This is a genomic window from Roseateles depolymerans (assembly GCF_003387155.1).
Lineage (GTDB): Bacteria > Pseudomonadota > Gammaproteobacteria > Burkholderiales > Burkholderiaceae_C > Roseateles > Roseateles depolymerans.
In genome coordinates, this window is sequence record NZ_QUMT01000001.1 from 1,703,950 (window position 1) to 1,724,784 (window position 20,835).

The window sequence follows — 20,835 nt, forward strand, 5'->3', positions numbered from 1 at the left end:
TTCAGCGCGCCACCCACGGCAGGCAAGCCTGCTGATGACGAGCCACCGAGCCTCGCAGCGCTGACAACACCTCCTCGGTCCGCCGCAGATCGTCCTGCACGGACGCCGCGCCTTCAATCGCTGCTCGCCAGTAGGCATGCAGGGCCGCTTCATCCGCACAGCTGTGCAGCACGCCCTGGTCCCGCAGCAGCCGGTAGACCGGATAGGACGGATAGGTGGTGTTCCAGCCTTCCTGGATGGTCAGCGGCTTGCCCAGCCCCAGCGGTTCCAGCACGTTGTGGTCCACGCCGACATGGGCGACGCTGGCGGCGGCATAGAAGTCGCGCAGCTCACCCACGGTGTCCAGCACCAGGCAGTTGACCGACTCGGGCAGTGCGGCATCGGGGACAGCGGAGCGACGCACCCAGCGCAGGTCCTGCGCCTCCACCTGGGCCAGCAGCGCCTGCATGCGTTCCCGGTTCTCGGGGTGGCGGGGCGCCAGGATCAGCAAGGCCTGCGGATGCTGCTGCCGCAGCCGCTGGAACGCCCCCAGCACCGCCTGCTGTTCGGCCAGCTCGGTCACACAGCCGCCCACGACCGTCGGCCGGCCGGCCTCGATCAGCGCACCCAGCAGGCCTGGGCTGCGCGCCTGCGACACCTGCCAATGCGGACGCTGCATCGCATCGAACTTCATGTTGCCGGTGACCACCAGCCGGTCCTCGGCGGCGCCGCGCCCGGCCAGGATCTGCGCCGTGGCCGCATCCTGGACGCACAGCACATCCAGCGCCCGCAGGAAGTCGGCCTCCAGCAACTGACGCTCGACCTGGTCCAGCCGTGCAGGGGGCGCATAGTGGTAGAGCCAGCCATTGAGCAGCAGGGTGGACGCGCCGCAGCGCCGCGCCTCGCGCAGGAAGGCATAGGAAAAGCGGCAGGGCGCGTCCGACGGCAGGCAGGGAATTTCCGCCAGCGCCAGCACCTGCGGCGGCAGTTGCGCCGCGAGCTTGCGCGCATCCAGGCTGTGGCCGCGCGTCAGGCACACGACGGCGCCGGGCAGTCGCGCGAGGTAAGCCTCCTGATAGTGGGCATGTTCGGTGATCAGCACCGGCCGCAGATCGGGCCGCTGGGCGACCAGCCATTCCAGCATCGGCGCCACGGCATTGAGTTCACCGATGGTGGTGACGTACAGCCACAGGGCAGGCCCCCGCGCCTGGGGATCGGACAAGGCAAACACCCCCTGGGTGTTGTTGCCGCGCCAGTCGCTGAGCCGCTCCAGCATCCGGAAGGCGGTCCAGCGCAGCGCCTCGCCCAGTCCGGCGCTGCGGCGCGCCGGCGTGCGAGGAGGGGACACAGGGGCCAGGTCGGTCAGGGCGTCAGGCATGGCGACTCCGCAAGTGACTCAGCGCACGGCGCACTTCCCCCATCACCGGATGCTGCAGCCAGAGCGCGCAGGCCATCCAGGCGGTGGTGCCGGCCAGGATGCAGACCAACAGGCGCGGCAGTAGCGGCAGGCTCCATTGCGCGCAGGCCAGTTCCGCCAGCGCCAGGCCCGCACAGCAGCCCAGCGCCAGCTTGGCGCTGGCCCAGCTGGGCCCGAAGAGCTCACGCGGCCGGGCTTGCAGCACGGTGGTGAGGTGATGGGTGTAGAGCCCCGTCTGCACCAGATTGCCGATCAGGAACACGGCGGCCACCGCCTTGAGGCTCCAGAACGACGCCACCAGCACGCAGGCCAGGTGCAGCGGTCCATACCAGAGCGCCACGGTGAGCCGCCGCCGGACGTTGCCGGTGGCCGCCAGGGCGTTGGGGGCCAGCACGGTCAGGGCATAGGGCATGGCGGAGATCGCCAGCAAGGTGGCCAGCGGGGCGGCGTCCACCCATTGCGGGCCAAAGAGCAGGGCCAGCACGTCGCGCGACAGCAGCGCCACGCCCCCGAAGAACGGCCAGGCCACGCCGCTGTAGATGGCGGTGCCCTTGGCATAGGGGGCGATCAGGCTGTGTCCGGCGCGATGGTCTGCCGCAAAGGCCGGTGTGGCCACCCGCAGCACGGCGGAGCTGACGGTGGTGGCCAGCAGGTCGATCAGGCCGGTGGCCCGGCTGAACAGACCCAGCGAGGTGAAGCCGAACTGCTTGCCGATGATCAGCTCATGCCCGTTGCGCGAGCCCGATTCCACCAGCCGCGACGCGGTGAACATCGCGCCGAAGCGCAGTTGCCGTCCGGCGCCGCGCAGCCTCGGCCACATCAGCGCTTCGCGCGGTCGCAGCCACACGAGGATCAGCACCTGCATCGCAATGCCGGCCACCGGGCCCCAGGCCAGGCTGAGGGCGCCGTAGCCGTGCCAGGCCAGGCCAATGCTGGTGGCCGCATTGGCCAGGTTGGCACTGACCTGCACCACGCAGACGGTGTGGAAGGCCATCTCCCGGTTCAGCAGCGCAAAGGACGGCGAGGCCAGCGGCAGCATCACGAAGTTCAGGCACAGCACCAGCAGCAGGTCGGCCAGCAGCGGCTCGTGGTAGTAGGCCGCCAGCAGATGCCGGCCGAGGAATATCGTCAGCGCCAGGCCCCAGGCCATCATCAGCGTGATGGTGAAGGCGCTGCGCAGCTTGTCGCGGTCCAGCTCCCGTTCCTGGATCAGGTATTCCGAGACGCCGAAGTCCCGCAGGATGGACGCCAGGTTGGTCACCACGGCGCACAGCGAATAGACCCCCACCTGCGTGGGCGTCAGCAGGCGGGCCAGGATCATCGTGGTGGGCACGGTGATCAGCAGGCTCAGGTAGCGCTCGGCAAAGGACCAGGCCAGGGCGCCGCGGACGGACTTGGCCTGTGTCATGAAGTCGAGGCCTGCGTAGTGGGGGCGGCGGTGGCCGGCGAGGCTGCGGCGGTCGTGGCGGTCGGGGCCGTTGGGCCGGCCGTGCCCGCGTTCGTGCCCACGTCCGTACTCGAATCCGTGGCCGGCTGGCCGGTCGCCCCGGCTTCACCGCGCCGGGCCAGCGCCCGATGCAGCGACTGGACCCAGCCCCAGCGATAACAGGTGCCGTGGTAGACCGGCCGGGCGGTGCTGGTCCAGCGGGTGTGCCACTCCATCACCTTGCCGTAGAACTCGATGCGGCGCACCGGTCCGCCGGCGGCGGCGTCCTTGAACAGGTCCTCGAACTGCTGCTGGCGCATCAGGGTGGAGGGAGAGACGGCCTTGTGGGCTTCGTCGTACGCGGTCTTGAGGATGACGATGCGGTCGCCGGAGAGGATGCACAGATCCATCGCCACCACCTCGTCGTTGAAGCGGTACTGGTACAGACGCGCCCGGCCCAGCCGGCAGAAGTTCTGCAGCATGCTCAGGTAGAACGCATATTGCGGGTGACCGGGCGCGATGGCCGTGCCCTCGTTGCCTTTCCATCCGCTGGCTTCGAGCCGGCCGTAGTGGGCCAGCGCTGGGGCCACGTCCTCGGGGAGGGTGAGGCAATCCAGCCGGGTCTGAATGCCGGAGGTCTCCAGCTTCTTCTGCTGCTTGCGGATGTTCTGGCGCAGGTTCTTGCCGCGGGCCTCCCAGTAGGCGTCGAAGGAGCCTTCGATGTCGACCCACGCGGTGTCGATGTAGTCCTGGCCGCGCCAGTGCGGCGTGTCGGCAGGGCGCGGGTGGAAGAGGCTGTCGATCTGCGTGAGGCCCACGGCCAGCGTCAGGCCGGGCAGGGCGCGGGTCAGCTCGCCCGCCAGCGGTGCCAGCGGAGCGCCCGCTTCACTGAGCCATGCGCCGAGCGGCAGTTGGGAAGGCTGGAAGGTGGTCCACTGACCGCGACGGCCCGGCGTCAGGATCGCCGCCGCCGTCGGGGCCTGGACCGGTCCGCGCAGGGCCACCAGCTCCCGGCCGGTGCCGAAGGCGGACAGCAAGGGCTGCACAAAGGCGCTCTCCAGAAACGGCAGCCCGGCCACGCGGGCCTGCAAGGCATCCCAGGCGGCGGCATGGGCGGCAAATGCGTCGGCGGTGGGCAGGGGGTGAATCGTCCAGGTCATGGGCGGGCTCGCTCAGGGGTGTCAGGCAGCGGCTGGCGCTGCCCTCGAGGGTTCGGGGCCGAGGCGACCGCCTCGTCCAGCACACGGGCCAGCTCGGTCGTGCGGGCGCGGCGGGAACAGCTGCGCACCAGGGCCGCGTCCGGGCGGAGCGGGCTGGGCTGCAGCCAGTCCTCCAGGAATCGGTGCAAGGCGGTGTCGATGGCGGCAGCGTCCTCCAGCGGCGCCTGATGCGGCAAGCCGGCGCGACGCATCAGCTGCGCGGTGTCGCCGGCCGGGTCGGCCAGCGTCAGGATGGGACGGCCGGCGCGCAGGTATTCATAAGCCTTGGCGGGGATCTGGTCGTTGCAGTCCCGCGATTGCAGCAGCAGCAGGCCGTCGGCGCTGAGCATCTCGGACAGCGCGTCCACATAGGGCAGGGCAGGCTGCACCTGCACCAGGTCGGCGACGCCGTGCTGCGCTGCCAACTGGCGGACGAAGTCGTCATGCGCGGTGGCGCGCAGGCGCAGCTGGAAGCTGGCCGGTGACAGCCGGCCTGCGGCGCGGGCCGATGCAATGGCCTGGAACAGGCCGGCCGGACTGCGCCAGTCGGGGTAGACGACGCCGCTATGCAGCAAGACGCGAGGGCCGCTTGGTGCCGCGCTGGGTGCAGTGCCTTGTACGGGGCTTTGGGCCGCGGCGAAGGCCTCTTCGCTGTAGCCGTTCTCGATCACCCGCACACGGTCTGCCGCCTGTGGATACCGCTGCGCATACAGCCGTGCCGCGCCGGGCGTGGTGAAGGTCATGCGACGCGCCCGGCGGAAGACGCGACGCTCCACCGCCTCGAAGCTGCGCCACAGCACCGGGTCGGCGGGATAACCGTCGTGCGCCATCGGGTCGCGGAAGTCCGCCACCCAGGGCAGGCCCGACAAGCGGGCCAGCGTGTCGGCAATGCAGTGGGCGGTGGGAATGGGATAGGTGCTCCAGATCACGTCCGGACGCTCGCGGCGGATCATCGCCAGGCCCGCAGGCACGGCACCCAGCCACCAGCTCGTCCAGCGGTCAGGGCGGGCCAGCACGCCGGGATAGCGTCCTGCCAGGGACAACTGACGCGCCGCATCCAGGCCGAAGGCGCGGCGCACGGTCAGGCCCTGAGGCACCTCGTCCAGCAGATCGGGGGCGGTCTGCTCGTAGGCCCGCGGATGCACCGTCAGCACGCTGGGCGTCCAGCCTTCCTCCGGCAGCTGCTGGGCAAAGCGCAAGGCCCGCTGCACGCCGCTGGTGCCCGCCATCGGCGGGAACTGGAAGCTGATCATCAGCACGCGTTTCATGAGCGGGTCCCTGGCGTCATGGCCCGTAGAGGCGACGCACCTGGGCCACGATGGCATCCAGTTCCTGATCGCTCAGGTCCTGATGGCAGGCCAGTTGCAGCACATGGTGCGACCAGGACACACCCGCATCGCCGTCCAGCGTCGGTACGCCCGGCCAGAGCCGGTCCCAGCGCGACACCGGCACGCCAAGGCGGCGCATCTCCAGATAGCCGGGATCGGGCGTGCGGACCCAGAGCGGGAAGACGTAAGGGGCACTGTCGGCAGGGAGCTGCGGCATCAGCGGGCGGAAGCCCTCGCTGCCGCGCAGGGCCTGCAGCAGGTACTCGTAGTGACGGCGGCGGGCCTGGACGATGCGATGGCGCGGCACCTCTGTCGAGACCCAGGCGCTGGCACGGGTCAGCGCGCGGTGGGACAGAGGCAGGTCGATGAGGGACATGTTGGCGTCGACGGCATCGTCGGCGTCGAAGCCGGCGTTGCTGCTGCCAGTGCCGGCGGTAGTGCTGGTGCTGGTGCCCGCATCCGCTCCGCTGTCGAAGGCATTGCTCTTGGCCCCTTGCGGCCGACGCAGCAGACCGCGCAAGGCAAACACACCGCGGATCAGCCCGTTCAGTCCCGTCAGCCGGTCATGACTGGCGCCCATGTGCAGGATGTCGGCGGCGGCTTTGACTTGCTGAATCAGCGGGACTGGCGTGAGCGAAGGCAACTGCAGTTCAGCTCGGTTCAGCGCCAGGATGCCGCCTTCCGGCGCGGGGAAGAACTTGGTCAGACTGGCGATGGCCACATCGCCCCAGGCGCCCACGGCCCGTGTGCCGCTACGGCCGAACATGGCGTGGGCGCAGTCCTCGATCAGTGCGATGCCGTGACGGTCGCACCAGCTGCGGTTGGCCTCCATCGGCTGCGGCAGCCCGAAGTAGTGCGTGGCCAGCATGGCCTTGGCCTGGTGCGGCGCATGGGCCTCCAGCCAGTCCAGGCGGGGCGCACCGGCTTCATCGATCGGATAGAACACGGCCCGGGCGCCCAGGGTGAGCACCGGCGCAACCATGGTGGGGCAGTGATAGGTGGGCACCAGCACCACGTCGTCCGGCCCGACACCGACACACTCCAGCGCCAGCAGGATGGCTGCACGGCCGCTGGTGGTGAGCTGGTGGCGCGGGTGATCGAGCAGGCTGGGCAGCCGGGCTTCCCGCGCCCCACGGAAGGTCTGCCAGCCCATGACGGGCAGGCGAGGGGCCAGGGGTGAGGCAGAACTGGACATCACACGGTGCGGGTCAGGCCGCAGGGGCCGATGGGGCGGCGGGTGCGTGGGAGGCGCGGGCCGGGGCCGGATGCACGACGGATGCAGGTGCAGCGTCGCTGGGCACAGGTGCGGGCATGTAGGCAGCCCCGGAAGGTGACGCGGCCGACGCAGCCCCGCCAGGCCGCGTGTCTGAAGCAGCGCTCGCAGGCGGCGCTGCTGAAGCGGCGCCAGCGGCAGACGGCGCGGACGCCGCCTCCTCGCCCGGCAACACCAGATCGGACGGCCAGCGGTTCATCGCCTGCAGGCGCTGCCGCAGTGCCGTGTGCTTCATGCCGGCGCCATAGCTGCGGCGGGCTGCGTCCACGGCCATGTCCACGTCATTCAGGTCCAGCGCCACCATGCCCAGGTTGTAGACGGTGAACGCGTTGTCCCCCGCATGCTTGGCGGCTTCCTTCAGTTGCACCTTGGCGTCCGCCACCCGCTTGTTCTCGTTGAGGTAGGTCGCATACAGCAGCCGTGCGATGGCGTCTTCCGGGCGCCACACCAGGGCGCGGCGGAAATAGCAGTCCACGGTGAAGCGGGCGTCGGGCGGCTGCGGCCGGCGGGTCATCTCCCCGTAGCGCATCATGGCCACCAGCGCGCGGTGGTGGTTGGGAAAAGCGCGCAGCGTGTAGTCCAGGTCGGCGCCGATGCTGCCGCGCTTGCACTTGATCAGCGCCTCGCAGGTGTCGATGAAGTGGGCCCCTTCGACCAGTTGCAGGGGCGACATTTCCTTGGTCACCGGGTCGATCTCGGGCAGGTCCTTCCAGTCCCGGTAATCGTGCGGGCCGTAGTTGTTGGCCAGGCTGCCGCAGCCGGCCAGCGTTTGCGCGCTGGCGTGGGCCAGCAGCATCACGCCGGAAACGGCGACGAGCAGTTGGCGCATGGTGCGGGACAGTCCAGACATGCAGGTCTCCATTCAATTCGCGGCCAGTGCCGGCACAGCGCTGGTTGCCGCAGGTGAGGGCAGCGGGTCTCCGTGGCCCCCCCGGGCGACGGACGTGGCAAAGGACAGCGTCCAGGCTTCCACCTGGGCCCGCCAGGCGGCGCTGGCAAAAGTGTGGTCGGCGTCGGGGAGGTCTTCGCGGCGCAGTTGGGGCCGGTCCAGCAACCCTTGCCAGGCGCTGCCGCCGGTGCGGCACAGGTCCAGGAATTCCTTGGCCACCAGATCGTCGCCTGAGAGCATCAGCAGCACCGGGCCTGGGAAACGGCGCAGGCCGTCTGCCATGCGGGCGGTGTAATGCATGGCGCGGGCATCGCCGGAGGCGCCGCGCGCCTGGCCGATCTTGCTCAGCAGCTCCCGCACGGCCGACATCGCCACCCGTCCGCTCAGCAGCTTGCGCCAGAACGAGGCCTGCCGCAGCCGGTCCCAGTAGTAGTGGCGAACCTGGGCCCGGGCCAGGCTCTCTTGCGTGCGCACCCAGGGGTTGGCCAGGCACAGGCCGGCCACGCGCGGGTCGGCGCGGCCTTGCACGTACATCAGCGCCGCGGAGGCTGCATCGCACAGGCCCCAGATCACGAAGCGGCGCAGGGCTGGCCGCTGCTGCTGCCAGTGGTCGAGGGCGGCGGCGATGTCGTCGTCGATCTGTTCAAAGTCCCGGGCCTCGCCGGTGGCATCGCCCATGCCGCGGTAGTCGATGCGCAGGCAGGGAATGCCGCCTGCCGCCAGCGCCCGTCCGAGCAGGGTGAACTGGCGGTGGCAGCCCACGCGGTACTGCGGGCCGCCGACGATGAGCAGCACGCCCAGATCCCCGGCAGCCGGGAGCGTGCCAGCCGGCTCCGACAAATTGCCGGTCGCCGCAGCCATGCCAACGGGCTCCGACAGGATGCCGGGCATAACCTCGCCCTGGCAGGGAATGGTCAGCACATCGTCGCGGTAGTTCATGCGCCGGCTCCTTCCGTGCGCGAGGCTTCATCGGGGCTGCGGGACGTCGAGGACGGCTTGCCAGGAGACTCTGACACTGAACCTGAGCCGGTCACGGCTTGCAGCAACGCTGCAACGCTGGCTTCGATCAATTGCGGCGCAACTTCAATCTCCGACGCCGCCCAGAAAGATGGACCCTGGACCGCCTGTGCCATCACCTCGCAGCCCGCGTCCGTCCAGGCCTTCGCTGCTGACGCGCCAGCGGGCGACAGGACGGGTGCTTCCCGCGCCTGCGTTTCCAGCCAGACGACATCGCCGAAAGGTTGTCGACCGTCCTCGCGCTCCGGCTTCAGTTGCGCCTGCTCCAGCCCCAGCGCCAGCGACGGCGACAGCTGATACCCGGCAATCTCCACCGGCTGGCCTTGATCGAGCTGCGTCCGCAGGGCTTGCATCGCGCCTTTGGCCTGGCCGCCGACCAGATCGGCCGCCACTTTCAGCCGCAGGAACTGCTGGAGCTGCAGCTTGCCGGCCGTCACCGGCTGCCACAGCAGCAGATGCATCGGACGGGCCACCCGTTGCGCCACCGCAGGCGCCAGCAGCGCGCCCGCCCGGACGCCCCACAGCCACAGGGGCAGGTCCGCACGGCCTGCCGCCCGGAGTGCGCGTTGCGTCAACCACTCGGCGCCCAGCACCGCATCGTCCTGCCAGTCGTCCCAACTGGCGTCGCCGAAGTCCCCGCTGCTGTCACCGCAGCCCAGCAGGTCCATCCTCAGCACCTCAAAACCCTCCGCGGCGAATGCCCGGCTGGCCAGGGCCAGCATGCGGCGGGACTTGTTGAGTTCTTCGGCGAAGGGTGGCAGCAGCAATACCTGACCGACCGGCGTGGCAACGCCCTGCGCGGCCTCAAAGACGCACAGGCGCTGGCCGCGTGGGCCGGCATCCAGGAAGAAGCTGCGGCACGCGGCGGTCATGGCCGGTCAGTCGCCGATCAGGCGGACAGCTTGCCGTTCAGGAAATCCGTCAGCGCACCCACCGTGGCGAAGGTGGAACCGTCGATCTCGTCATCGTCCACGACGATGCCGAACTGTTCCTCCAGGGCGGTGATCAGGCTGACGACGGCCATGGAATCGAGCTCCGGCAATGCGCCCAGCAGCGCCGTGTCCGGCGTGAAGGCCTTGGCACGCCCCTCCAGGCTCAGGACGTCGTCCAGGATGTCCAGCAGATGTTCTTGTGTGTTCATGTCGGGCGGAATCTTACCCGTCGGCCCCCGGGCGCACGCCCGCCCAGCGCCCCCCCATCCCAAGGGGAGGCCCCCAGGGAGGTGAAATCTTTCCGGGGGGCTGCATGAGATACTTTTTTCCATGCCCGCCCTCGACAGCCACCTGCTCCCGCACCTCATCCAGTGCAGCGCCGACCGTGACCCGGCCGCCCCCGCTCTGAGGGACGGCGCTCGGCTGCTGAACTATGGCGAACTGGCAGGCCAGGTGCAGGCGCTGGCCCACGGGCTGCTGGCGCTGGGCCTGGGCCGCGCCGAGCGGGTGGGCATCTATCTGGACAAGCGGATGGAGACGGTCGTGGCCAGCTTTGCCGCGCCGGCGGCGGGTGGGGTCTTTGTGCCCATCAATCCCATCCTGAAGGCCGAGCAGGTTGGCTTCATCGTGCGGGATTGCGAGGTGCGGGTGCTAATCACCTCGCGTGACCGCCTGGCCACGCTGCAGCCGGTGCTGGCGCAGTGCCCGTCGCTGCGTCATGTGGTGCTGGTGGATTCGCCGGTGAGTGCGGCGACCCCCACAGCAGCACTCGGGGCTGCGGGTGTGCCTTCGGCGTTGGCGACGGGGGCAGCCCTTGGTGCGGTCCCTGGTGCGCTGGCAGGTGGCGGAACAGACTCCAGCTGGGTCCGGTATGCCGATCTTCTGGACGCTCCGCCCCGTCCCGGCCACCGCGTGATCGACACCGACATGGTGTCCATCCTCTACACCTCCGGCTCCACCGGCCGGCCCAAGGGCGTGGTGCTGTCCCACCGCAACATGGTGGCGGGCGCCAAGAGCGTGGCCAGCTACCTGGGCAACCATGCGCAGGACCGGCTGCTGGCCGCGCTGCCGCTGTCCTTCGACGCCGGCTTCAGCCAGCTGACAACGGCCTTCCACAGCGGGGCCTCGGTCACGCTGCTGAACTACCTGATGCCGCGGGACGTGCTCAAGGCCCTGGAGCGAGACCGCATCACCGGCCTGACTGCCGTGCCGCCGCTCTACATCCAGCTCACCCAGCTCGAATGGCCCCAGGCCATCGATGAACACCTGCGCTACTTCGCCAACACGGGCGGACGGATGCCGCGCGAGACGCTGGGCCTGCTGCGCCAGCGTGTGCCGTCGGCGAAGCCGTTCCTGATGTACGGCCTGACCGAGGCCTTCCGCTCGACCTACCTGCCGCCGGACGAGGTGGACCGCCGGCCGGACTCCATTGGCAAGGCCATTCCCAATGCCGAGATCCTGGTGCTGCGGGAAGACGGCACGCCCTGTGCGCCGGATGAGCCGGGCGAGCTGGTCCACCGGGGTGCGCTGGTGGGCATGGGCTACTGGAACGATGCCGAGAAAACCGCCGAGCGCTACAAGCTGCTGCCGACGGGCACCGCCGGCCGCGAAGCAGGCCTTCAGCTGCCGGAATATGCGGTGTTCTCCGGCGACACGGTGCGCATGGATGCCGAAGGCTTCCTCTATTTCATCGGCCGCCGTGACGAGATGATCAAGACCTCGGGCTACCGGGTGAGCCCGACCGAGGTGGAGGAAATCCTCTACGCGACGCAACTGCTGGGCGAGTGCGCGGCCTTTGGTGTGGCTCATCCGACCCTCGGGCAGGCCATCCAGGTCATTGCCACGCCCCCGGCGGGGAGTGACACGCTGGACACCCAGGCCCTGCTGACCGCCTGCCGCGCCCGCATGCCGGCCTACATGATCCCGGCGGGCGTCCAGGTGCGCAGCGGGCCGCTCCCCCGCAACCCCAACGGCAAGATCGATCGCAAGCTGCTCAGCACCGAGTGGATCGCGGCACAGGAATCCGATGCAAAGTCCTGAGAAAGAAGCGGGCCGACAGCCGCCGCAGCATGCACCGCTGGTGCAGTTTCCGGTGGTGGATGGGCAGTTGCAGATCGGCGGTCAGCCGCTGACGCGCCTGGCGGACCGCATTGGCCGCACACCGTTCTACGCCTATGGCCGCGAGCAGTTGACCGCGCGGGTGCAGTCGCTGCGCAGTGCGCTGCCAGCGGGCATCGAGCTGCATTTCGCGATGAAGGCCAATCCGATGCCAGCCGTGGTGGCCCACATGGCCCGGCTGGTGGATGGCATCGACGTGGCTTCCGGCGGTGAGCTGCAGGTGGCGCTGGATGCCGGTGCCGACCCGCGGGAGATCAGCTTCGCCGGGCCGGGCAAGACCGAGCTTGAACTGCGCCAGGCGCTGGCGGCCGGCATCCTGGTCAACATCGAATCCTTCCGCGAAGTGACGCTGCTGGCGCGACTGAGCGCGGAGACGGGCTATGCGGCGCGTGTGGCGGTGCGCGTGAATCCGGACTTCGAGCTGAAGTCCTCCGGCATGAAGATGGGCGGTGGCCCCAAGCAGTTCGGCGTGGATGCGGAGCAGGTGCCGGCGCTGCTGCAGCAGATCGGGCAGGCGGGCCTGGGCTTCGAGGGCTTCCATCTTTTTGCCGGCTCCCAGAACCTCAAACCCGAGGCCATCATCGAGGCCCAGCAAAAGAGCTTTGAGCTGGCCCTGCGGCTGGCGGAATCCGCCCCGGCGCCGGTGCGCACGCTCAACCTGGGGGGCGGTTTCGGTATTCCGTATTTCCCCGGCGAGCAGCGGCTGGATCTGGCGCCCATCGGCCAGAACCTGGCGACGCTGCAAACGCGTGCGGCGCAGGAAATGGGCGGCACGCGACTGGTGATCGAGCTGGGCCGGTACCTGGTGGGCGAGGCCGGGGTGTATGTCTGCCGCGTGCTGGACCGCAAGGTGTCCCGCGGACAGGTCTATCTGGTGACCGACGGCGGCCTGCATCACCATCTGGCGGCGTCGGGCAACTTCGGCCAGGTCATCCGCAAGAACTATCCGGTGGCCATCGGCAACCGCATGGACGGGGAGCTGGAGCCCGGGGTGTCGGTGGTGGGGCCGCTGTGCACGCCGCTGGACCTGCTGGGCGAGCGCATGGCGCTGCCGCATGCGGAGCCGGGGGATCTGGTGGTGGTGTTCCAGTCCGGCGCTTATGGCGTCAGCGCGAGTCCGCAGCAGTTCTTGAGCCACCCGCCGGCTGCCGAGGTGCTGGTGTGAGGCTGACGCAGCCATGAGCGGCTCCGCACGGCGGCTGGCTCAGCTGGATGCGCTGCGGGGGCTGGCCGCGCTGCTGGTGGTGGGCTTTCACTACACCACGCGCTATCAGGACCTGTATGGTCACACCAGTGCACCGCTGCTGTCGCTGCCCTGGGGGCATTACGGCGTCAACCTGTTCTTCATGATCAGCGGCTTCGTCATCTTCATGACGCTGGAGCGCACCCGGCGGCCGATGGATTTCGTGGTGTCGCGTTTCAGCCGGTTGTATCCGGCGTATTGGGGCGCGCTGCTGCTGACCTTTGCACTGACGCATCTGCTGGGCCTGCCCGGCAAGGAAGTCGGATGGCCGACGCTGCTGGCCAATGTGACGATGCTGCAGGAGCTGGCCGGCGTGGCCCATGTCGACGGGGTGTATTGGACGCTCACCGTGGAGCTGCTGTTTTACGCCTGGGCGCTGCTGAGCTGGCTGCAGGGCGGCGGGAAGCGGTTGTGTCAGGTGCTGTGGGTCTTCCTCGCCATCCGGGCCGTGTACGTGCTGGCCGCGCAGTGGGGCGGGGTGGACCTGCCGTGGGTGCTGCAGCGATGGATGCTGCTGCCCTACATCGCCTGGTTTGCGCTGGGGGTTGCGGTCTATCGAGGCTCTTTGACCAGCCGTGCCGCGTCGATGGACCCGGGTGAGGCGCGATCCTCCGGCACGGCGGGCGCCTGGCGGATGGCTGCAGCGGCTGTCCTGGTCATCGGTCTGGGGCAGGGGCCCTGGGTCGCACTGCTCGCCTGCGGCTGCCTCGTCCTGCTCTACGGAGCGGCCCTTGGGCGCTGGACCTGGCTGGAGCATCGCCTGTGGCTGTGGCTGGGCAGCATCTCCTACACGATGTATCTGCTGCACGAGAACATCGGCTGGGCGCTGCTGCGTCGGCTGGAAGGCATGGGGCTGCCGGCCACGCTGGCGATTGTGCTGGTGCTGGCGGTGTCGCTGGGTCTGGCGCATGCCCTCACGCATGCGGTGGAGCAACCGGCCATGCGCTGGATCCGCCGGCGGTATCAACAGCGTCAGCTGCGGGAGGCCGCGGCATGAAGGACGGTCTGATGGCTGTCTGCGCGCCCGGTGGTTGAGCGACCCATGCGATCACGCCAATGGGGCTGGGCCGTCCTGAGCGGCACTGTGCTGATGACCGCTGCCGCCGCCGGACTCAAACTCTGGGCGGACGAGCGGCGGGCGGATCAGTCGCTGGAAGCCCGGGTGAAAGCGATCCGGCCCGTTCCCACCGGAAGCGCCAGTTGCGACGCCTGGTTGGCGGGCCGCATGCCCCTGGTGCTGGTGGCCATGGGCCAATCCAACGCCGGCAACCACGGAGATCCGCCCGCGTCCACGGCACCCCGTCCGCCCATCCCGGTGCTGCATCAGGGCCGGTGTGTGATGGTGCAGGACCCGCTGCCCGGGGCCACCGGCTCGGGCGCGAGCCTGTGGTCGTCGGTGCATCAACAGTTGGGTGGACAGTGGGCAGGGCGTCCGGTCGTCTGGATGGTGATGGCGGTCGAGTCCACCTCGCTGCAGGACTGGATCGAGGACGGCAGTCCGCTGCGGCAGGCATGGGAGCGCGAGATCGATGCCACGGTAGCCACCGGCTGGCCGATTGCGGGAGTGCTGTGGCAGCAGGGCGAGGCCGATGCCCTGAGCGGCACCAGCACCGAGGACTACATGCGCGGCATGCGGCGCCTGCGGGCGCTGACCGAGGCGCGAGGGCTGCCGGGGCCGTGGTGGCTGGCGCGATCGACCTATTGCCCGCGTGCCGACGAGCGCCTGCGCCAGGACGTGCGGGCGGCCGTCGCGGACCTGGTCGATGAGCCGGGGAACGGTTTCCGGGCGGGGCCCGACACCGACAGCTTGACCGGCGCCATGAGAAACGGCTGCCACTTCAGCGCCGAGGGCGTGAAAGCAGCAGCCGTGTTGTGGCGCCAGGCGTTGGCGATGAAGCCGCCGCAGTAATGCGAGCGGCTCCCAGGCATCAACCCTCGATCTTGATGCTCAGCGCCGTGCCGCTGTAGCTCACGCTGATCTTGGTGAAGCCGTCCACGGTCACCGTGCTGTAGCGACCGGCCAGCGAGGCGCCGCTGAGCACCTGTACCGTGTCACCCGCCTTGACGACGGTGCCCTTGGCAAACTTCACATTCAGCGTGGCACCGTCTTCGACGTTCACCGCGCCCGCAGCGACCAGGCGGCCCGCGCCGCTGCCGCCCAGCACCACCTGCAGCGTGGAGCCGGCGCGCTGGCTGAACTTGCCACCCACGGCCACTTGCGGTGCTGCGGCATTGCTGACCAGCGTGCCGCCGGCCAGATAGACGTCGCCCTTGCCCAGGGCCGAGCTGCTGTCGGCGGAGATCACACCGGCCTTGAGCACCAGGCCACCGCTGAAGGTGTTGGCGCCGCTCAGGTGCAGCGTGCCGCTGCCGGACTTGGTCAGCTTACCGGCGCCGCCGATGTCATTGCGCCAGCTGTCTTCGGCGTAGAAGCCGCCCAGGGTGCCGTCCATCGTCAGGTCCACGTCGCCGTTGAAGGCGCCGTAGCCGTCGGCCGCCGCCACGTAGTTCAGGCGGCCCCAACCTTCGGCGTCGTCCATCACCAGCCAGCCGGAGGGCAGGGCGGTGGTCTTGAGCACCACGCGGCGCTGGTCGGCGCTCAGGTAGGGCAGGCGGGTTTCGAGCAGCACTTCAGCGCCCTTGGGGACAACCGCGGCCTTGGTCTTGTCGCCGGTCTGCGGCAGGCCGAAGGTCATGCGGCGCTGGGCGTTGGTGCGCAGCGAGACCCAGTCGTTGAAGCGGTCGTCGGCGGCGGCGGCCGAGTGGGCGTAGGTCTGCAGCGCGGCGAAGGAGCTCGCGCCCGCAGCCGATTGCATCGCGGCTTGCGCCTGCTGATAGGCGGTGGTCTTGATGGCGACGTTCGACCCGTTGGCGATGGCGGCAGCGGCCGAGGCCTGGCCCAGGATGCGTCCACCGATCACGTCCATCGGCGAATGCATGCCGGCCAGGATGCGGTTTTCGCCGAGCTCCAGCGAGCGGGCCATCATTTCCTGGAAGCGCTGCGGCACCAGATAGGCCATGGCCAGCGCCTTGCGCACGCCTTCAGCCGTGTGGCCGCTGATGTAGCCGCCGTCGGTGGTGGGCGTGCTGCTCTTGGCCGGGACCAGTTGCGGCACGACGATGACGTTGCTGCTCCAGCGCCACGGACGCGCGTACTTGTAGAAGCGCTTGGCGGGTTCGGTGGAGGCGTTGTCGCCGACGTTGTTGATGAAGTCCACGGCCAGGCCGAGGGTCTTGTTGCCTGCGGCCGTGCTCACGCCGACATCGGCGCCGGTGTCGTTGTAGAGCACCGTGGTGGCGTCGGCCGGCATGCTGGTGATGCTGGTGGTCTGGCCCGCGGCGGTGCGCCAGGCGCTGGTCAGCGGGCCCATGCCGTCGCTGATGCTGTAGCCCTTGCCGCGGCGGTCGTCGAGGTAGGCGGCCAGGGCTTGTGCGTCCGTGCGGGCGGCGGTGGCGGTGACCACGTACTGGATGTTGGCGCTGTGCGCGGCGGTGTCGAGCACCTTGCCGTCGGTGGCGTCACCCGGGATGCCGGACCAGGTGGAGGCGGTCACGGCCGGGAAGCTGCCGTTGGCGGCGGCGGTGACACCGGCGTCCACGATCTGCGTGCTGGGCTGCCAGACGCTGAGGAAGCCGGAGACGGCGCGCACGCCGGCGTTGGTCTGCAGCGTGGCGTAGCGGGCATCGCCGCGCTGGTTGGTGGCAGCGTTGTCGACGAAGGGCGGGACGGCGGTGGCGTCCTGTACCGGCGCGGTGTCGGTGGTGCCCAGGCCGGTGGGAGCTGCGGGCAGGGTAGCGACGCTGGTATCGTCGCCGCCATCACCGCCGCAGCCGGTCATCAGGAAGCCGGTCAGCAGGGCCAGGGCGACTGGGCGCAGGGGGAAGCGGTGCAGGGGCGTGCCGGGGGACACAAGGGCGGCGGGGAGGAGCGAAGCGCGCATGGGGTGGACCGGGAGACCGGGGAGGGTGGTGAAAAACCGCCGGACTCTAGGGAGGCAACATGTCGGCTGCGTGAAAAGTCAGATTTGTTGGTAAATCGATTAATTCGGGGTGGGAGGGGTGTACGACATGGAACTGATGGAAGCCCGTCGGCCGGCGAGCGGACATGCGGACCGGATCCTGAAGGTCAATCACGCGGGGGAGCATGGCGCCGTGAACATCTATGCGGGGCAGCGCTTGGTGGCTCGATTCACGGCGCGGAGGATGCTCGGCGAATTGGCGGAGTTTCACGCGCATGAGCGGAAGCATCGAGGCATCTTCCAGGCGGAGCTTGAGCGGCGAGGGGTGCGGCGTTGTCGCAGCTATCTGCTGTGTGGGGTCGGGGGGTATGCGCTGGGCGTTATTACTGCGCTTCTGGGCAGTCGCGCCATTGCCGCGACGACGGTGGCCGTTGAGCAGGTGGTGCTCCGGCATCTGGAGCAGCAACTGGAGGAACTGGGCGGCAGCGATCCTGCGGCTTGCGATGCGATCCGGTCAATCGTTGAGGAGGAGCGACTGCACCATGATCGGTCTGTGGGGCATCTTCAAGGGCGGGAGATGGGGATGGGGTTGCGTGTGCTGGCTTTGGGGGTGGAGGGGTGTACTGAAGGGGTGATTGCGCTGGGAATGCGGTTGTAGGGCGGGACCGTTTTTGGGAGTAGCTGAGTTGAGCGGGTTGTTAACCCGTGCGGATGCTGTGTACAAATAAAACTTGTTTGTCAAAAATGCCTTTCGATAGCACGCTGAATAAAGTATTGAAGTGGGGGGTGGCATTTGGCCACTCGCCGGAAGCAATCTCATTTTTCGTGCTTGGGGTTGCATTTGGTGCCCTCGGACTCGTTGCCTTCAGAGTGCGGACCCAAGGGGTTGGCCCAAAGCGTATTGCATCGGTGTTCGCAAGCATTTTCTTCGGTGTACTGGCAGTCGCTTGCATCGCGGGTGCCTGTCAAAACATAAAGGTTCAGGCATTCATGGATATCGTGAGGTCCAAACGAGATAGCAGCTAGCAAGATTTGCTAGCTTGCGGGCCCTTTCACGAACTGCGCTGGTGAGTTACCAAAGCGCATTGCGCATCAATAAGTTTCAGCGATCAAAATGATGGAAAATAAAATTAAATGGCGAGATTTTGAGCAGAAATTTAGCGAAAAAGACATCATTGATATCGAAAAGAGACTGGATTTCCTACGGGATGCAGTGCATGACGCTTTGCTGAACTTCAACTCAGAAGATGTGGCTAGCGACTTGGACTTGAACCTAGGTATCTATTTAAATTACTTCGCTATCTCAGGTAATCAAGAATTGAGCGCATGGCAAATCCACGATGCATGGTTTTACTACCATGCAGATGGAAATGGATTGTCGTCGGATATAGCGGCTGCGCTTAAGGAAATCTTATTCAAGGATGCAGAGAACGTTCAATCGCTATTGAATGAGATGCGCGAATGTCTTGATCTGAAAGGGCTTGTCTGTAGCGAAGCCGATGTGGTGATTTGGCTATCTTCCCTTGATCATCTGGCTGTTTCCGCGTTGCAGTTGTTGAGCCTGAATAGGATGAAAAATGTCCTGCGTCATTTGTAGAGATTGACGGAATTTATTGCGCGCATCATTTGCAATGGTCCCAGTTTTTTCGAATTAACCCAGCTGCTAAAAGTCCACGTGTCCCAGGTCAGTCGCAATACCATTCAATGGATTAGAGACTCATTTCCAGCTATTCCTTGCGGTAGACATTTCTGGCAAGTTGTGACTTGGAATTTTATGAGAGGCCTGAAAAGTAGCCAAGAATTGAAGCAGCAGAAATATTGTGCTCCAGATTCTTCAAAAACCAAGATTCGTCAAATTGTTCTACTGATGTTTCTTGCGGCATTTTCTTCGATCGCATGTGCTGCGACCTATAAAGATTTCAGGGAGATCGAGAGGCAACTGAATAGGTCTAGCGTCGAAGCCGCTAATAGGTTTTTGACAGACCACTGGGAAACCAAAATGGCTGCTCTTCTCAGGGAAGTCGAAGCATGCAATCTTAGAGCCATCAGATTGAGTGTCCGATTGCTGGACACAACCAACTTGGAAGCGTTGGCTGCACACCGCTATTCGCTGGAAATTGCGATGGGAGAATGTCCGAGCAAGGTTCTGCCTGCTGTGCCCATCTCCCACATCAGTGAGGTCTGTGCTGTCGATGCATACTTGGAAAAGTTTCCAGAGGTTGAGCCGCGTCAGACGATCGATCAACGGATCTCAATCCTCCAAAAAATTCCAACCCTGGCTTCCGTGCCAAAGATTCACGCTTGTATTGCGGCATATCAGCGAGAACGAGAAAGATATTCAATGGGCGGTAAATAGTGGGCTCGGCGGTATTTCCGTGACGCACATGGAATCAAAGATCGCCTGGGGACATGACGTCATGAATTTGGCTGATGTGCCGTGTCAGCACCTCGAAATTGAGCGGGGCAAATGAAAAATTTCAGTTACTCAGATATCCATGACGCTTTAATTCATGGAATATCTTTCAAGGTGGAGGACTGGGTCTCTGAGCTGCACCTTGACATTGACGTTCCTATTTCAACTATAGAGTCCGCGCATAGATGCAGGTTCTTGGTCGCCAAAGCTAATCTGCGATTTGAAAACGTCACTGATTTGGTCGTTCATGTCGATTGGGGTGGTAGCGGCTATAGCCAAGCAGTCTCAGGGCCATTTGTCGTAGAGATATCTAGAGAGCCTGTTGAATCCATGATCCGTACGCCGCAGTACTACAAATGGATGCTCCGAATGGCAGATCAAAAATCTTTCATTTCACTGGGTGCGAGTCAGGCAAATTTAGTGGTTGGAGAGCCGGTTGAGGTTGACAGGCAGTATTTGTTTGCGAACGAGCGGATATGACGAAATCGACCTTGCGATATCTTCGCAACCCTCAAAGGTGTTCGCAAATGAAGGCCAATGATCTTTTTGATTGTATATCCGCACGATCATCGATTACTAAAGCAGAAGCTGAGACCTGGCTATCAAGTCCGGATTTGAGGCTGCGTGCAGTCGCAGTGGGTTGCTTCGAAAAGGTCCGTAATTTCTCCAAGATTCAACCGCCTCTGACTCAAAGAGAATGGGAAAGTTATTATCTCAATTATCTGTTTGAATGTGTGGATGCTAAGATCTCCGGAGATGATTGGATTCATAGTGCTTACGAAGCCTGTTGGGATCTCGCTTCGTTGTTCAATCTATATGTCTGCGAAAATAGGAGTGCAGTCACGCTGAAAGATATAGCGGATCGTTTCGGCCGCCTCTTGATTTCGGATGACAGTAAGAAGACCATTGTCATCAATGGGTTCCTCGAACACATAGATAGAGCTGCAAGGAGAAGAGTTATGAAAGACTGGCACTCAGACCCTAGTCTTCGTGCAGCCTACATTGCTGTAGAGAGCTGGCTTTATTGAGAGTTTGCTGTCAGCTGCACTTAGTAATGCCGGTGCAACGCGCTGAACAATGTAGCCGGGCCTCGGAGATAGCGGTGAGGCTGCCTATGGCAGCAGCAAATAGGTATTTGAAATGAAGCGAATTTTCCTAGCCTTTTGGTTGTGGTTCCATGCACTTTCAGCAATGGCAGCGAAGTCTCCTTGCGATGACGTTGATAGGTCGCTGAGTGCTGTTGATGCCCGGCGACTTAGTCTTTCCGTTTCAACGCAATTGGCGATGGACGGTTCGGACGTCCAAGAGTCTTTTCAATTCAGAGGGTGGTGGATCTTGTACACTGAAACTCATCAGTCAGATGAGGTCTATTTGTTCTACAAGAATGACCCGTCCGCTTCGAGGTATGTTGGTTTGTGGAGCGGTATTGCCCGTCCAGAGGAAACGCTTCAAATCGAAAAATGGACGAAAAAAAATGTTATTGGTATCCCAAGCGTGTTGGCTAAATGCTTTGCATGGCATATGACAAAACACAAGAATTCGTAATACGCTTTGTACTGGAAAATGTAGGTTGTTCATGTGAGCGGCCACAATGAAGGCACAGCTCGAAGTAGGTTTCGCAAAAGATGCTGGTAAGCCAGAA

The 20,835-nt window shown here is 65.7% G+C and carries 20 protein-coding genes; 10 read left to right on the plus strand and 10 right to left on the minus strand.

Annotated features, from left to right (window positions below; genetic code table 11):
* Position 1: 1 nt before the first annotated feature.
* The 9 genes from DES44_RS07585 to DES44_RS07625 are packed head-to-tail and all read right to left on the minus strand — an operon-like array spanning position 2 to position 9,669.
* Positions 2 to 1,357, minus strand: a complete 1,356-nt coding sequence (locus tag DES44_RS07585; RefSeq protein WP_058935519.1) for a 3-deoxy-D-manno-octulosonic acid transferase — start codon at positions 1,355 to 1,357, stop codon at positions 2 to 4.
* A complete protein-coding gene (locus DES44_RS07590) occupies positions 1,350 to 2,804 on the minus strand; it encodes a lipopolysaccharide biosynthesis protein (RefSeq protein WP_058935518.1) in 1,455 nt (484 codons plus the stop codon). Before DES44_RS07590 ends, DES44_RS07585 begins: the two co-directional genes overlap by 8 nt.
* Complete coding sequence (locus tag DES44_RS07595) at positions 2,801 to 3,982, minus strand: GNAT family N-acetyltransferase (RefSeq protein WP_058935517.1); 1,182 nt, start codon at positions 3,980 to 3,982, stop codon at positions 2,801 to 2,803. Before DES44_RS07595 ends, DES44_RS07590 begins: the two co-directional genes overlap by 4 nt.
* Positions 3,979 to 5,289, minus strand: coding sequence for a glycosyltransferase (locus tag DES44_RS07600; RefSeq protein WP_083525660.1), 1,311 nt, complete (start codon positions 5,287 to 5,289; stop codon positions 3,979 to 3,981). Before DES44_RS07600 ends, DES44_RS07595 begins: the two co-directional genes overlap by 4 nt.
* A 16-nt stretch (positions 5,290 to 5,305) precedes the next feature.
* Positions 5,306 to 6,544 carry a DegT/DnrJ/EryC1/StrS family aminotransferase gene (locus DES44_RS07605; RefSeq protein ID WP_083525659.1) on the minus strand — a complete coding sequence of 413 codons (1,239 nt, stop codon included), beginning with the start codon at positions 6,542 to 6,544 and terminating at the stop codon, positions 5,306 to 5,308.
* Between the two features lie 13 nt (positions 6,545 to 6,557).
* The gene (locus DES44_RS07610) at positions 6,558 to 7,472 is read right to left on the minus strand and encodes a hypothetical protein (protein WP_058935515.1); all 915 of its coding nucleotides are present in this window, start codon (positions 7,470 to 7,472) and stop codon (positions 6,558 to 6,560) included.
* Positions 7,473 to 7,484: 12 nt separating this feature from the next.
* Positions 7,485 to 8,450: a hydrolase 1, exosortase A system-associated gene (locus tag DES44_RS07615; protein WP_058935514.1), complete on the minus strand. Its 966-nt coding sequence runs from the start codon at positions 8,448 to 8,450 to the stop codon at positions 7,485 to 7,487.
* Entirely contained in the window at positions 8,447 to 9,400 is a 954-nt protein-coding gene (locus DES44_RS07620) for a hydrolase 2, exosortase A system-associated (protein WP_083525658.1), read from the minus strand. Before DES44_RS07620 ends, DES44_RS07615 begins: the two co-directional genes overlap by 4 nt.
* 17 nt (positions 9,401 to 9,417) lie before the next feature.
* Positions 9,418 to 9,669, minus strand: coding sequence for an acyl carrier protein (locus tag DES44_RS07625; protein WP_058935513.1), 252 nt, complete (start codon positions 9,667 to 9,669; stop codon positions 9,418 to 9,420).
* A gap of 121 nt (positions 9,670 to 9,790) precedes the next feature.
* Between DES44_RS07625 and DES44_RS07630 the strand changes: the two genes are divergently transcribed.
* Genes DES44_RS07630 through DES44_RS07645 form a run of 4 tightly spaced genes read left to right on the plus strand, consistent with a single transcriptional unit; the run spans position 9,791 to position 14,730 of the window.
* Positions 9,791 to 11,500 carry an acyl-CoA ligase (AMP-forming), exosortase A system-associated gene (locus DES44_RS07630; protein WP_058935512.1) on the plus strand — a complete coding sequence of 570 codons (1,710 nt, stop codon included), beginning with the start codon at positions 9,791 to 9,793 and terminating at the stop codon, positions 11,498 to 11,500.
* A complete protein-coding gene (locus DES44_RS07635; RefSeq protein ID WP_058935511.1) occupies positions 11,487 to 12,743 on the plus strand; it encodes a pyridoxal-dependent decarboxylase, exosortase A system-associated in 1,257 nt (418 codons plus the stop codon). The genes DES44_RS07630 and DES44_RS07635 overlap by 14 nt, the downstream gene beginning before the upstream one ends.
* 13 nt (positions 12,744 to 12,756) lie before the next feature.
* A complete protein-coding gene (locus tag DES44_RS07640; protein WP_058935510.1) occupies positions 12,757 to 13,818 on the plus strand; it encodes an acyltransferase family protein in 1,062 nt (353 codons plus the stop codon).
* A gap of 45 nt (positions 13,819 to 13,863) precedes the next feature.
* A complete protein-coding gene (locus DES44_RS07645; protein WP_058935509.1) occupies positions 13,864 to 14,730 on the plus strand; it encodes a sialate O-acetylesterase in 867 nt (288 codons plus the stop codon).
* Positions 14,731 to 14,749: 19 nt separating this feature from the next.
* On the opposite strand, the gene DES44_RS07650 is transcribed toward DES44_RS07645, so the two are convergent.
* A complete protein-coding gene (locus DES44_RS07650; protein ID WP_058937461.1) occupies positions 14,750 to 16,660 on the minus strand; it encodes an acid phosphatase in 1,911 nt (636 codons plus the stop codon).
* Positions 16,661 to 16,889: 229 nt separating this feature from the next.
* On the opposite strand from DES44_RS07650, the gene DES44_RS07655 reads away from it, so the two are divergent.
* From DES44_RS07655 to DES44_RS24575, 6 genes are all read left to right on the plus strand, one after another.
* Complete coding sequence (locus DES44_RS07655; RefSeq protein ID WP_232309787.1) at positions 16,890 to 17,438, plus strand: demethoxyubiquinone hydroxylase family protein; 549 nt, start codon at positions 16,890 to 16,892, stop codon at positions 17,436 to 17,438.
* Between the two features lie 456 nt (positions 17,439 to 17,894).
* A complete protein-coding gene (locus DES44_RS07660) occupies positions 17,895 to 18,377 on the plus strand; it encodes a hypothetical protein (protein ID WP_058935507.1) in 483 nt (160 codons plus the stop codon).
* Between the two features lie 78 nt (positions 18,378 to 18,455).
* The gene (locus DES44_RS24560) at positions 18,456 to 19,136 is read left to right on the plus strand and encodes a hypothetical protein (protein ID WP_147307007.1); all 681 of its coding nucleotides are present in this window, start codon (positions 18,456 to 18,458) and stop codon (positions 19,134 to 19,136) included.
* Positions 19,137 to 19,247: 111 nt separating this feature from the next.
* Positions 19,248 to 19,673 carry a hypothetical protein gene (locus DES44_RS24565; protein WP_147307008.1) on the plus strand — a complete coding sequence of 142 codons (426 nt, stop codon included), beginning with the start codon at positions 19,248 to 19,250 and terminating at the stop codon, positions 19,671 to 19,673.
* Between the two features lie 47 nt (positions 19,674 to 19,720).
* Positions 19,721 to 20,221 (plus strand): hypothetical protein, encoded by a 501-nt coding sequence (locus DES44_RS24570; RefSeq protein WP_147307009.1) that lies wholly within the window; start codon positions 19,721 to 19,723, stop codon positions 20,219 to 20,221.
* A 112-nt stretch (positions 20,222 to 20,333) separates the two neighbouring features.
* The gene (locus tag DES44_RS24575) at positions 20,334 to 20,738 is read left to right on the plus strand and encodes a hypothetical protein (protein ID WP_147307010.1); all 405 of its coding nucleotides are present in this window, start codon (positions 20,334 to 20,336) and stop codon (positions 20,736 to 20,738) included.
* The last annotated feature ends 97 nt before the right edge of the window (positions 20,739 to 20,835 follow it).